Raw genomic sequence first — 12,609 nt, 5'->3', positions numbered from 1 at the left:
TGATCAGGCCAGGTCCACCAGCACGATTTCGCTGTCCTCGATCGCCGTCACCCGCAACACTTGTTCATCCTCAACCGCCACACCGTCTCGTGCCTGTGCCCGCACACCATTGACGTCAATCACGCCCGTGGCAGGCACCAGGTAGGCACGGCGACCGCTGTCCAACCGGTACTCCGCGCTTTCCCCAGCCTTCAGGTTCGCGGCCACCAAGCGTGCATCCGCACGAATCCGCAAGCTTTCACTGTCGCCAGCCTTGCCGCTGGCCAGCGTTACAAAGCCCTCGCGGTTGCCTTGCGGAAACGGCTTGGCGCCCCAGGACGGCGGCAAGCCCGCCTCATTGGGGATGATCCAGATCTGGAAGATCTTGGTCGGCGTGGCCTCCAGGTTGTACTCGCTGTGGGCAATGCCGGTGCCTGCACTCATTACTTGCACATCGCCGGCTTCGGTGCGGCCTTTATTACCCAGGTTGTCGGCATGGCTGATGGCGCCTTCGCGCACATAGGTGATGATTTCCATGTCGCGGTGCGGGTGCTGGGGAAAGCCGCTGCCGGGGGCGATGATGTCGTCGTTCCACACCCGCAGGTTGCCCCAGTGCATGCGCTTGGGGTCGTGGTATTCGGCAAAGGAAAAGTGGTGATGAGCGTCAAGCCAGCCATGGTGGGCGCCGCCCAGGCTGGTGAAAGGTCGAAGTTCAAGCATGATCGTCTCCTGTTGATGGGCCCATCATCCAGCAGCGCATGATCGAGAAAAAGCGTAAAAACTGCCGAATTATTATCTATTTGTTCGATGGTTTACCCCGGTGTTCACTTTCACTTCATCGCCTAACTGCATGACAGCAAAGCATTTGGCTGGAACTGGGCGGCGTTTCCGGCGACCATGACGGCCTGGTCAAAACAAGCTCACCGCAGGAGTCCGCGTGTCGCAACAACAGCCTGATCTACCCCCCGAACTGCGCCCCTTGGCTGAAATGCCGCTGTTGAAGCGGCTTGCCGCTCGCCTGTTCGGCCATGGGCTCACCCGTTTGCGCGCGCAGCATCGGTTTTCCTGGTTGCATGGCCAGGCCGACGGCTTTCGCAGTGGGCATGAGGCGGGCGTTGAATACGGTTATCGCGAGGGCAAGGCCGATGGCATTGAAGAGGGCCGCCAGGTCCTGCTGATTCGTGACTTTCGCCCCGATGAGCACCGTGCGCCAGGCGTAGATGACAGCCTGTTCGACGATTGGCGATTGCCGCTCACCGCAGAGGTGAAGAAACGCATGAAGGCCGATGTCGCGCGCCTGCTGCCAGCCCACGCGCAGCCAAGTGCGGCGCAATGGAAGATGATCTTCAGCGACACACCCTCGACCTCAGTGATTGCGGGCGCAGGCGCCGGCAAGTCGACGTCCTTGGTGCTGCGCATCCTGCTGCTCAGCCATTACCTGGGCTTTGAGCTAAGTTCGATGACGGTGGTGACGTTCACTCGCGAGTCGCGCAAGGACTTCATCAACAAGCTCATGGAGATTCTCAGCCTGTGGGGCCAACCCCTTGGCAGCAAAGAAGCCCAGGCGGTGGTGCGCACCTTTCATTCGCGCATCCTGCCGATGGTGCGCAGCCTGCCGGGCTTTGAGCGGCTGCAGGCCTTTGAGAACCTCAGTGGTGGTTTCGAAGACGCCGACACCAATGCCTTTGACCTGCGTATCAGTGACGCCCAGCGCCAGCAGATGAACGCCTGTTATCACCGCTTGTATGGCCGCCATCAGCGTTTTCGTGAGTTGATTGCGCCCTTGGCCCGCCATGGCCTGCAGCTCAAGGAGCTGGAGCGCGATCATCCGGACGTGCAAAAGCGCATGGCCGTGACTGAATTGGCGGCCAAGCGCGATGAAGAACTCTGTGATGTGATTGAAGACCTGTGGTTTCGCGCCGGCGCCTGGCCGATCAAAGGCATCGAACCCAGCCGTCAGACCTTTGAAATCAACGGCGCGCAATTTCATTGCCACGGCTATATCCCGGAGCTGGATGCCTGGGTGGTGCTGGGGTTCGATGGGCGCGAAAACCCGCAGATCAGTCGGCCGAATTCGAAACTCTCGGTGCGTGCAGAATGGGCGGTGAAGCGCACCTTGTTTCAAGCTTTCTGCAATAAGCCACTGATATGGCTGGATAATTACGAATCTTCCAAGCGCCTTTTGAGCAGCCTGGGCGGCGATGCCACGGCCGGGCCGGGCTTTGATTACAAGGTCAAAGGCGAGCTCGCTTCGGCGCCCCTGTTGGACAGTTTTGTCATGGCAGCCGGGTTTATCGAGAACCTTGGCTTGGATGTGCCTACGGCGGTTGGCCAGATGAGCTTTGCCAAGGACGACCCGGACCGGCTGTTCTTCGAGGCCTTGAGCATTTTCTGGAAGGCCCTGGAAGATCACCTGCTGGAACAGTCGCCGCCGATCATGACCTACAACCGGATGTTCTCGCTGTTTGGTGAAAACACCCCGGAGAACCTCAAGCTGCTGAGTGATCCGCTGTTGCGACCGATGTCGCACTTGATGATCGATGAATTCCAGGACGTGTCGCCGCAGATCGTGTCCTGGATCCGCGCCAGCCTGCGGGAAATCCGCAGCCGCGGGCCGGCCATGCATGTCGGGCGCGGTGCGCAACGTTCATCGTTGCTGTGCGTGGGGGATGACTGGCAATCGATCTATGGCTGGCGCGGCAGTTCGCCCAAGTACTTCATGGAGTTCAACAAGGAGTTTTTTTCGCCCAGCACTACCCGCGTGATGCTGGGGGAGAACTACCGCAGCCACCAGCACATCATCGACGCTGCCGAACATATCGTCCGCAGTGCACCGGCCATTCCGGGCAAGAAGGCCAAGGCCAGTGGCGAGCCCAAGGCATTGGTGCCCGTCACGGTGTTGGAACGTGACGACGCGGCACTGGGGCAGCGGTTGCTGGAGCACTATCAGCGGGGTGATTCGATCCTGATGCTTTATCGAAAAAGTAGCAATAAGTTATTGATTCAAGAGCATATTCAGTCTGTAGTTAATGTGGATTCTAGCTTGGCGCCTCAGGCGCGCAGGCTTAAACAGCTGACTTATCACAGTGCCAAGGGCTTGCAGGCGGATGCGGTGTTTTTGCTGGGGGACTGTCAGCATGTCACCAGTTCGCCGTACAAGAACCAGGTGTATCGCATGGCGGGTTTGGGCAAGGATGGGGACAGCGAGCCTTATGACAATGCGCAGAGAGACGAAGTGTTGCGCCTGGCCTACGTGGGGATTACCCGGGCGGTCAGCCATTGTTATTGGTATGTGGAGAAGCCGGAAGGCCAGGGTGTGAATGTGCCGAGGGCGTCTGAGCGGGTGGATGGCAGGAAGGTGTTTTTTGATGATCAGCGTGCGCCGAAGGGGGCTGGCTGACCTGCGATGGCGGCCTGCCAGCCGGAGTCCATCCACCTGACACCCCGCGACCGAAATTGTGGGAGCTGGCTTGCCTGCGATGACGGCCTACCAGCCGATACCTATCTACCTGAAACCCCACGATCAAAATGTGGGAGCGGGCTTGCTCGCGAAGGCGGCCTGTGGCAGTCAACACAGTGGATTGTGTGCATATCCATTGCTGCGGTAACGGCCGCCTAGGGTTCCGCTCTGACAGCGGCTCACTTTTGAAAAGCGCAAAAGTAAGCAAAACGCTCATGCCCCACCACTCGGCACCTCGCTTAGGCTCGGTGTGCCCGTAATCCGCCAGTGATTTGGGGGGCCGCCGCCACGCGCCATCCATGGCGCGGGGCGGCTAAACCGGCATCCCTGCCGGTTTACCCCCCAAATCCCTGTCGAATTCCGGCCAGCGTGGTTTAACGGGGCGCTTAAGATCAAAAGCAGATCAAGATCAAGAGCGACTCGCTTCGCATCGTGGTTACCGTTGGAGTGGGTCGCTACGGCTTGTTGCTCCGTTTCACGCCCGCAACGAAACCGGTGGCACAAAACTCTCCAATTCATCCTCCACGGCCTCGATGATGCGCTCCACATCAGCCGCGTTCATCACCGTGGCGCACGGGATCCCCGCGATGGCGATCAATGTCTCGCCGCTGGCCCGGTCGAACAGGCGGGCGATCATGCTGCCGGGGGCGTCCATGCTGCCCTCGAAGCCCATCGGGTGAAAATGCCAGCGCATCAGCTGGCAGGCGTTGGGGAATGTCACTTTGTTCATGTTGCCCACCTTGTTCATTGAGCGCTTCCTTTAGCTCGCGGCAGGGGCCAGGACCTTCACTGGTCATGACAGATAAGGGCTTAAAAATAGCATTCGTTCGCAACGGCAAGGTGACTTTTTTGGGCCCGTTCGGCGGTTGTTTCGCCTAATTTTGATATGGATCATGTCCTACAGAGGAATAGGCAAAAGGCCATTAGTCAGGCGCTCGATTTGACTCTTGAAGAGGCGGGTAAACTTCGGCAGTCTCAAGTATTTTTTCCGCGGTAGAGCCCGATATGCCCGACATCGCTCCAGACGATGAGTATCAGAATTCCCACGCTACCGGCGCGCTGGTGCTGCGCCATCACTTGTGCTGGCGCCATCGCGATCTGGATGGAGTGATGGCCTACTATCACCCCGAGATCCAGTACCACGATTTCTTCCAGAACCGTGTGGTGGGCTATGCCCAGTTGCGTGAGTACTTGCAGGCCAGTATGCCCCGTGAGGCAGACGAGGCGATTGAACACACTGATCGCATCCGCGCCGATGGCGATACGGCGTTTATCCAGTACCGCATTACCTTGCGTGGCGGCCAGGGTCTGGTGTCGTTTCGCACCAGTGAGGCCATTACCGTGCGCGACGGGTTGATCTGGCGGGTGAATGAATATGCGTCCCTGGTGCATGAGCAACCGACCCAGGCGCTGCGCCCGACGGTCAGCCGCCTGGGCCTGTCGCCCCAGCAGTTGGGTTATATGGCCAATGACCTGCAACAATATTTCGAGCGTCAGCAACCGTACCTGGACCCGGAGCTGGATCTGCAGCGGGTCGCCAAGGCCTGTGGCTACAGTCGCAACCAGATGTCCTACCTGCTGAACCAGGTGCTGGGGCAGAGCTTCTATCGCTACGTCAACCAGGCGCGACTCCAGCATTTGCTGGCCGCGCTAGAGTGCGCCACACCGCCCATCAAGGTGGATGATCTGGCCTTTGCCGCCGGTTTCAATTCACTTTCGGCGTTCTACAGCGCTTTTCGCCAGCACACCGGGCAATCGCCCAAGGCGTATCTCAAACAAATTTCTCTGCGTGCACGCGCGCAAGACAGCCCCTGACGCGGCGCTCTAGGATCGACCCTATCGAACCGAGGTAGGGGAACCTGGCATGCCGGCATGGCGCAGTATCAGTTTATGGATGGACCAGCTGGACGACCCGCTGGTGGCGCGGCCGTCGCTGGAGCACGACCTAGACGTCAATGTGGCGATTATCGGCGCCGGCTACACCGGCCTGTGGACCGCCTATTACCTGAAGCGCCAGGCCCCCGAGCTGAAAATCGCCATCATCGAGGCACAAACAGCCGGTTTCGGCGCATCGGGTCGCAATGGTGGCTGGTTGATGGGCAACCTCTTGGGGGAAGACCGCCTGCTGGCAGGGCTTGCCCCCCAGCACCGGCGCGCTTCGTTTGACCTGCTGCACAGTATTCCCGATGAAGTGGCCCAGGTGCTGGCCCGTGAAGGCATTGACTGCGACTACCGCAAAGGTGGCGCCTTGTATTGCGCCGCACGCTACCCCGAGCAAGAAGTCAGCCTGCGCCGCTATCTGGACAAGCTGTACGCCCAGGGCCTCACCGAAGACGACTACCGCTGGCTCAGCCCGCAGCAATTGGCCGAGCAGGTCCGTATTGCCAAGCCTTATGGCGGCATCTATGCCCCTCACGTCGCGACCATCAACCCGGCGAAACTGGTGCGTGGCCTGGCGCGGGCCGTTGAGAACCTGGGTGTAGCCATCTACGAGAACAGCCCCGTCACCCATTGGCAGTCCGGCAGCCTGCGCACCGCCAAGGCCAGCGTGCGCGCCGCCTGGGTGGTGCCTGCTGTCGAGGGTTACGCCAATACCTTGCCGCCGTTGGGCCGCTACCAGTTACCGGTGCAGAGTTTGATCGTCGCCACCGAACCGCTGCCGGCCAGCACCTGGGATGACATCGGGCTCAGCCAGGGCCAGGCTTTTGGCGAGAGCAGCCGTCAAGTCACCTACGGCCAGCGTACGGCCGACAATCGCCTGGTGTTCGGCGCCCGTGGCGGCTATCAATTTGCCGGCAAGTTGCGGCACAACTTCGACCTGACGGACAGCGAAGTGGAGTTGCGTCGCTACCTGTTTGGCGAGCTCTTCCCACAGCTGAAGAAGGCCAGGATTACCCATTCCTGGGGCGGCAACCTCGGCATGTCGCGCCGTTTTCGTCCGCACATGCTCTGTGACCCTGCCACTGGCATCGCACTGTCCGGCGGTTATGGCGGGGAGGGCGTGGGTGCCACCAACCTCGGCGGCCGCACCCTGGCCGATTTGATCCTGGGGCGCGACACCTTGCTGACTCAACAACCTTGGGTCATTCGCGAAGGCGGCCTCAAAGCACTCAAACCCTGGGAGCCGGAGCCGTGCCGCTGGCTGGGCTACAACGCGATCATTCGTAGTTTTGTCCACGAAGACCAAGTCTTGGCCAACCCCAATACCCCGCCCTGGCGCCGCAAGCTGGCAACCAGCATTGCCGGTTTCATGGAAGGTTTCATGCACTAACCCATTCCACCCACAGGGGAAGCCCCATGAGCATCACCCAATTCAAAGACACGCTGAACACCCCGCTGCCGGACTCATCACCGGTGGCGGCGCCCCTGGGCGAGCCCATCGCCGTGGCCTCCACACTGAGCGTGGAGCGCAACGACGGCGTCGAGACCGGCATTTGGGCGTGTACGCCGGGGCGCTGGCGTCGGCAGATCACGTCCCAGGAGTTCTGCCATTTCATCGAAGGGCGCTGCACCTTCACGCCCGACAACGGAGAAACCCTGCACATACAAGCCGGTGACGCACTGATGTTGCCAGCCAATAGCACCGGTATCTGGGATATCCAGGAAACCGTGCGCAAGACCTACGTCCTGATTCTGTAACGCTTTGATCCTTGATCGCCTGCCATAAAAACAGCCCTAAAACCGCCAGGAAATCGAACCATGAAAGCCATTGCCCTGTTGCCCTTGATGCTGGTGGCCTCTATCAGCCAGGCCGCCGAGACCGTGAAGATCTATAACTGGTCGGACTACATCGCGCCGGACACCACCCGGAATTTCCAGAAAGACACCGGCATCGGTTTTACTTATGACGTGTACGACAGCAACGAGACCCTCGACGGCAAGCTGATGACCGGTAAATCAGGCTACGACGTGGTGTTCCCCTCCAACCATTTCATGGCGCGGCAGATCCAGGGCGGCGCCCTGAAAAAGCTCGACAAGAGCCAGTTGCCCAACTGGAAAAACCTCAACCCGGTGCTGCTCAAGGCCCTGGAAAATAACGACCCTGGCAACGCCCACGGCTTCCCGTACCTGTGGGGCAGCACCGGCATTGGCTACAACATCGACAAGGTCAAGGCGGTACTCGGCGACAACGCCCCGGTGGATTCCTGGGACTTGATCTTCAAACCGGAAAACATGGCCAAGCTGCAAAAATGTGGGGTCGCCATCCTCGACAACGGCCCCGAACTGCTGCCGGCCGCGCTGAATTACCTGGGCTTGCCGCACCACAGCAAAAAAGCCGAGGACTACAAAAAGGCCGAAGCCCTGCTGATGAAAGTGCGACCTTACGTGGCGTATTTCCATTCCTCGAAATACACCGCCGACCTGGCCAATGGCGATATCTGCGTGGCCGTCGGTTTCTCCGGCGACATCCTGCAGGCCGAAAGCCGCGCCAAGGAAGCCAAGAACGGCGTGAATATCGGCTACAACATTCCCAAGGAAGGCGCGGCGATCTGGTTCGACATGGTGGCTATGCCCGTCGACGCCCCCAATGAAAAAGCCGGCTATGCCTTCATGAACTACCTGCTGCGCCCCGACGTGATGGCGAGTATCACCAACTACGTGCACTACGCTAACGGCAACGCGGCGGCCGACAGCCTGGTAGACCCGGCAATCAAGGCCGATACCAAGGTGTATCCAAGCACGGAAATGATGGGCAAGTTATTTGCTCTGGAAGCCATGCCGTTGAACATCGACCGGGTGCGTACTCGGGTTTGGAACACCATTCGCACGGGGCGCTGAGTAAGAGGAAAACAGTGCTGACGTAAAGAGCGATAAGTCATCGTTACTGGGTGATATAAATAATCACATCATAGTTACGACATTTGGTGTCAATTATTTGGAGTGGAAAGTGTTATTGCCTGCGTGAGAGATTTCGACCCGCAACGCGTAACACTTTCACATACACTCACTCTCTGACAGGTGACTTATATGTCCTCAATAGAAAGCCTTCCCACCGGCGGCACGTGGACCCATCCGGAAAACAGCCCGCCGACCTTGCGCGGCACAGACCAGCGCGAGCGCCTGGAAGCCAGGCGGAGCGAGCCCTCGGTGCTCATCGGCGGCGGTGGTGCCGACCAGTTGGTGGGGCGCCAAGGTGAGAATACATTCAAATATGAAAAAAGCACCGACTCCCTTAGCGATGACCCCGACACGATCCTGAACTTCAACCCCAAGGAGGATGAAATCGATGTATCCGGGATATTAAAAGACAACAACATCTCAGCCATTAATATTCAATCTGGCCCGCCCGTGGACGTGGGGGATGTGCAACTGACCCATGAGTTTGGCGTGAGCACGTTGAATATCAAGGTAAACCCTGAAGAGCCGAACTTTTCTGTACGTGTTGATGGCGTACATTTATTGCCGCAGCATATTAATTTCTTTCATTCGGATTAAGCCTATGGATTCTCCAGATCATGGCCCAACGACTGAATGAACAGGGAAAACAACTCGGGCTGCGACGAGATGTCCAGCTTGGCGTACAAATGCCTGCGGTGCACTTTTACGGTGTCCGGCGAGATCTTCAGGCGTTCGGCCATGGCCTTGGAGGAGAACCCACGCAACACCAGGCGGGCAATTTCCAGCTCGCGGTCCGACAGCACACCGCTGCCGAAGTGACTCAAGGCATCGCGAATCTGACTGTCCATAGCCGGTGCCCGCTGGGTGCTTTGCTGCCAATGCTGCTGCATGAGCGGCAACACCCAGGCCGACAGCGTGGTCAACAGCCCGGTTTCTTCAAAGCTGAAGCGCCGCTGCATGCCCAGTGACAACGACAATGTGCCGGCGCCAGGCAATTGCAGGATCAATTGCACTTCGTCTTCCAGCACGTTGTCGTGGAAGTAATTGAGGAAGTACTCACTTTGGCGAAAATGGTCCGGGGCCACTTCCTCCAGGCGGTATACGCCGCTGGCATAGTGCTCGCGGCAGGCCTGGTAGAACGGGTCGAGCAGGTACAGGCCGTTGAGGTACACCAGCATCGACGCCGGCTTGCTGCTGGGTTGGGCGTCGTACTCTTCCAGGGCCTGAGGCGGGCCATCCAGCGGGTAGAAAATCGCCAGGGCATTATCGAAGGGCAGGCATTGGTGCAACAACAGCACCAGTTGCTTCCAGAACCGCTCGGTGCCGATCTGTGACAGGGTGCGGCCCAACCCCGCATGCATACCCACTTCCCGGAACAGGCTCATCCAACCATCCCCACCCTAAAATAATCGGCCAAGGGTTAGGCTTCTGGCGAGTACCGTCAAGGGGAGTACGCCAATAGGGGAATTGGCCGACAGGCCCGTCAGCCGATAACGTCGCCACTACTCAACGGGAAGCATATCCCGAGCAAATATCATTTTTCGTTTCTGCCTCACACCAAAAACAACGACAGAGGATAACGATATGAGTGCTACCCCCGCGCCCGATGGCGTGCTCAAGCCCACCCTGAGCGTCTTTGATGTAGTGGCCATTACCGTTTCAGCGGTAACGCCGGCCAGTTCCGTCTTTGTGATCGCCCCGTTTGCCATCCAGCAGGCGGGCAGTGGCGTGTTCCTGGCGTTTGTGATGGCGGCGTTACTCGCGTTGATGTTTGCCTTCTGTTACGCCGAACTCGGCCGCGCCCATAACAGCGCTGGTGGCGAGTACGTGTATGCCAAGCGCGTATTTGGCGGCATGGCTGGTTACGCCACCTTCCTGACGGTGCTGGTGATGTTGCTGTTTATCCCGCCGGTATTGGCCACCGGTGCGGCGACTTATCTGAATAACGCCCTGGGCACCCAGTTTGACGCGCAAACGGTCGCCCTGGTGATCGTGGTGTGCAGCTACGCCCTGGGCATCCTCAATATCAAGCTCAACGCCTGGATTACCGGCACCTGCCTGCTATTGGAAGTGGCGGCGTTGCTGGTGATTGTGGTGATCGGCTTCGGTAACCCGGTGCAGCCGGCCAGTGTGTTGTTGCAGCCGCAGATCGTCGAAAACGGCGTGTTGCACCTGGCACCCTGGGCCTTGGTGATCGGCGCCGTCGGCATCGGCCTGTTCTCGTTCAACGGCTACGGCCCGGCGGTGTTGCTGGCCGAAGACATGAAGTGCGGCGGCAAGGGCGTGCACAAGGCGGTGCTGTGGTCCCTGGGGTTGGTGGTGGTCATCGAGTTGGTACCGATCACCGCGCTGTTGATCGGCGCGCCGTCCCTGAGCGAGATGATCAGCAGTCCCGACCCGATCGGCTACCTGTTGACCAGCCATGGCAATGAAACCTTGTCGCGGCTCGTGAGCGCCGGGATTTTCCTGTCGGTGTTCAATGCCATCGTCGCCATCGTGATCCAGATTGGCCGGGTGGTGTTCAGCAGCGGTCGCGATGCGCTGTGGACGCCAAGCATCAACAAGCTGTTCACACGTATTCACCCGCGCTGGGACTCACCGTGGCTGGCGACGCTGTTTCTGGCGATCCCTTCGGCGCTGTTGAGCTTCAGCTCCAACCTGGCCGACCTGACCTCGTTCAGCGTGTTGCTGATCATGCTGGTGTACCTGGTGGTGGCGCTGAGCGCGCTGATGAGCCGGGTGCTGTTGCGTGATCGCGAGCATCCCTATCGCATGCCGTTATGGCCGCTGCCGGCATTGCTGGCGGTGCTCGGTGCCGGTTACCTGCTGGTCACCTTGATCCTGGAGGCCTCGGTACGCGACATCATGATCATCATCGGCTTGCTGGCCCTGTCGGTTATTTTGTATTGCATCAGTGGCCGGTTGAGTCCGGCGTTTCAGAAATTGTAAGGAGTGGGTATGCGTGCACGTCAATTGGGCATCACGTTGGGGCTGGGCCTGCCCGGCGAATTGAATGCCATCACCGATGTTCCCGGGGTTCGCGTCGGCCATGCCACGCTCAAGGCGCAGGTCGACGGCAAGCAGGTGCGCACCGGTGTTACGCTGATCCAGCCGCGTGCCGGGGAAGCGCGGTATCAACCGTGTTTTGCCGGCTACCACGTGCTCAACGGCAATGGCGACGCCACGGGGCTTGAATGGATCAGCGAGGCGGGGCTGTTGACCACGCCGATGGCCATTACCAACACCCACAGTATCGGGGTGGTGCGCGACAGCCTGATCGCCTTGGAGCGCGAGCGCCTGGCGGACCCGGCGGTGTACTGGTGCATGCCGGTGGTCATGGAAACCTACGATGGCCTGCTCAACGATATCTGGGGCCAGCACGTGCGCCCGGAGCATGTGCGCCAGGCCCTGGAGCAGGCTGAAAGCGGGCCGGTGCAGGAAGGCGCGGTGGGCGGTGGCACCGGCATGATTTGCCACGAGTTCAAGGGCGGCATCGGCACCGCGTCACGGCGGTTGCCAGCGGAGCAGGGCGGCTGGACCGTCGGCGTACTGGTGCAGGCCAACCATGGCAAGCGCCAGGAGCTGCGGGTCGATGGCTACCCGGTGGGCCGTCACTTGATGGACATTGCTTCGCCCTTTGCCGAGCGAGGTACCCCCGGCATGGGCTCCATCGTGGTGATCATCGCCACGGACGCCCCCTTGCTGCCCCACCAGTGCCAGCGCCTGGCACAGCGCGCGTCCATCGGCATCGCGCGCACCGGTGGTGGCACCGAGGATTCCAGCGGTGACCTGTTCCTGGCGTTTGCCACCGGTAACCAGGATTTGCCACCAGCGGACTATGGGCGCAAGGACCTGCCGCTCAGCACCGGCTTGCAGATGGTCAACAATGATCATATTTCGCCGCTGTTCAGCGCGGCGGCAGAGGCGGTGGAGGAGGCGATCATCAACGCCATTCTGGCAGGTGAAGACATGACCACCCAGGACGGCGTCAAGGTGCCGGGCCTGGCTGGCGAAACCCTCTTGGCGGCGTTGAAACAGTGTGGCTGGAGTGTCCCGGTAATGGGGGACAGCGCACTTTAATAGTGCCGATAGTGGCTCTTTAATGTTGCTAATGACACCGTGACAATATATTGGATCCATTAATCAAGTAGGCCGCTCACTTAGAGCGGCTTTACTTGTATTTAATATTTAAATAGTGCTGTGCGCCGATTCGGCCACACAAACGCAACGCCCCCCAATAAACACTGCGTGGGACTTCTGCAACTTGAACCTGCGTCACAAGTGTGCGATGGAAATAGATGTAGACGAAAGATTTCAAGTTGTGTCAGTTT

General features: G+C 59.5%; 11 protein-coding genes. 8 read left to right on the top strand and 3 right to left on the bottom strand.

The features are described 5' to 3' along the window. Window positions 1-3 precede the first annotated feature (3 nt). Window positions 4-699, bottom strand: a complete 696-nt coding sequence (locus PSH76_RS13870; RefSeq protein WP_305494314.1) for a pirin family protein — start codon at window positions 697-699, stop codon at window positions 4-6. Between the two features lie 217 nt (window positions 700-916). On the opposite strand from PSH76_RS13870, the gene PSH76_RS13865 reads away from it, so the two are divergent. Continuing rightward, window positions 917-3,379, top strand: a complete 2,463-nt coding sequence (locus tag PSH76_RS13865; protein ID WP_305494313.1) for a UvrD-helicase domain-containing protein — start codon at window positions 917-919, stop codon at window positions 3,377-3,379. Window positions 3,380-3,914: 535 nt separating this feature from the next. Here PSH76_RS13865 and PSH76_RS13860 read toward each other — a convergent pair. Next, the gene (locus tag PSH76_RS13860) at window positions 3,915-4,187 is read right to left on the bottom strand and encodes a DUF1652 domain-containing protein (RefSeq protein WP_014718395.1); all 273 of its coding nucleotides are present in this window, start codon (window positions 4,185-4,187) and stop codon (window positions 3,915-3,917) included. A gap of 257 nt (window positions 4,188-4,444) precedes the next feature. Between PSH76_RS13860 and PSH76_RS13855 the strand changes: the two genes are divergently transcribed. The 5 genes from PSH76_RS13855 (at window position 4,445) to PSH76_RS13835 (ending at window position 8,875) form a co-directional block, all read left to right on the top strand. Continuing rightward, window positions 4,445-5,254 (top strand): AraC family transcriptional regulator, encoded by an 810-nt coding sequence (locus PSH76_RS13855; protein ID WP_305494312.1) that lies wholly within the window; start codon window positions 4,445-4,447, stop codon window positions 5,252-5,254. Between the two features lie 49 nt (window positions 5,255-5,303). Next, window positions 5,304-6,710 (top strand): FAD-binding oxidoreductase, encoded by a 1,407-nt coding sequence (locus PSH76_RS13850; RefSeq protein WP_305494311.1) that lies wholly within the window; start codon window positions 5,304-5,306, stop codon window positions 6,708-6,710. 26 nt (window positions 6,711-6,736) lie between these two features. Beyond that, window positions 6,737-7,078 (top strand): cupin domain-containing protein, encoded by a 342-nt coding sequence (locus PSH76_RS13845; RefSeq protein ID WP_098951546.1) that lies wholly within the window; start codon window positions 6,737-6,739, stop codon window positions 7,076-7,078. A 60-nt stretch (window positions 7,079-7,138) separates the two neighbouring features. After that, window positions 7,139-8,218, top strand: coding sequence for a polyamine ABC transporter substrate-binding protein (locus PSH76_RS13840; RefSeq protein WP_098951544.1), 1,080 nt, complete (start codon window positions 7,139-7,141; stop codon window positions 8,216-8,218). Between the two features lie 189 nt (window positions 8,219-8,407). Continuing rightward, window positions 8,408-8,875: a M10 family metallopeptidase C-terminal domain-containing protein gene (locus PSH76_RS13835; RefSeq protein ID WP_305494310.1), complete on the top strand. Its 468-nt coding sequence runs from the start codon at window positions 8,408-8,410 to the stop codon at window positions 8,873-8,875. Window positions 8,876-8,877: 2 nt separating this feature from the next. Here the strand turns inward: PSH76_RS13835 and PSH76_RS13830 are convergent, their stop codons facing one another. Beyond that, window positions 8,878-9,663: a helix-turn-helix transcriptional regulator gene (locus PSH76_RS13830; RefSeq protein ID WP_003191146.1), complete on the bottom strand. Its 786-nt coding sequence runs from the start codon at window positions 9,661-9,663 to the stop codon at window positions 8,878-8,880. A gap of 199 nt (window positions 9,664-9,862) precedes the next feature. Between PSH76_RS13830 and PSH76_RS13825 the strand changes: the two genes are divergently transcribed. Both PSH76_RS13825 and PSH76_RS13820 read left to right on the top strand, forming a co-directional pair. Continuing rightward, window positions 9,863-11,227, top strand: coding sequence for an APC family permease (locus PSH76_RS13825; protein ID WP_032897426.1), 1,365 nt, complete (start codon window positions 9,863-9,865; stop codon window positions 11,225-11,227). A 9-nt stretch (window positions 11,228-11,236) separates the two neighbouring features. Further along, window positions 11,237-12,358: a P1 family peptidase gene (locus PSH76_RS13820; protein ID WP_305494309.1), complete on the top strand. Its 1,122-nt coding sequence runs from the start codon at window positions 11,237-11,239 to the stop codon at window positions 12,356-12,358. Window positions 12,359-12,609: the final 251 nt, after the last annotated feature.

This window comes from Pseudomonas sp. FP215 (assembly GCF_030687795.1).
Classification (GTDB): domain Bacteria; phylum Pseudomonadota; class Gammaproteobacteria; order Pseudomonadales; family Pseudomonadaceae; genus Aquipseudomonas; species Aquipseudomonas salmasensis.
Note: the sequence above shows the minus strand (reverse complement) of the source record. Positions and strands in the feature narration are given on the sequence as shown.

Coding starts and splice junctions, on each gene's coding strand:
- PSH76_RS13860 (WP_014718395.1), bottom strand. CDS start 4,187: ATGAACAAGGTGGGCAACATGAACAAAGTGACATTCCCCAACGCCTGC.
- PSH76_RS13845 (WP_098951546.1), top strand. CDS start 6,737: ATGAGCATCACCCAATTCAAAGACACGCTGAACACCCCGCTGCCGGAC.
- PSH76_RS13825 (WP_032897426.1), top strand. CDS start 9,863: ATGAGTGCTACCCCCGCGCCCGATGGCGTGCTCAAGCCCACCCTGAGC.
- PSH76_RS13830 (WP_003191146.1), bottom strand. CDS start 9,663: ATGAGCCTGTTCCGGGAAGTGGGTATGCATGCGGGGTTGGGCCGCACC.
- PSH76_RS13835 (WP_305494310.1), top strand. CDS start 8,408: ATGTCCTCAATAGAAAGCCTTCCCACCGGCGGCACGTGGACCCATCCG.
- PSH76_RS13820 (WP_305494309.1), top strand. CDS start 11,237: ATGCGTGCACGTCAATTGGGCATCACGTTGGGGCTGGGCCTGCCCGGC.
- PSH76_RS13840 (WP_098951544.1), top strand. CDS start 7,139: ATGAAAGCCATTGCCCTGTTGCCCTTGATGCTGGTGGCCTCTATCAGC.
- PSH76_RS13855 (WP_305494312.1), top strand. CDS start 4,445: ATGCCCGACATCGCTCCAGACGATGAGTATCAGAATTCCCACGCTACC.
- PSH76_RS13850 (WP_305494311.1), top strand. CDS start 5,304: ATGCCGGCATGGCGCAGTATCAGTTTATGGATGGACCAGCTGGACGAC.
- PSH76_RS13870 (WP_305494314.1), bottom strand. CDS start 699: ATGCTTGAACTTCGACCTTTCACCAGCCTGGGCGGCGCCCACCATGGC.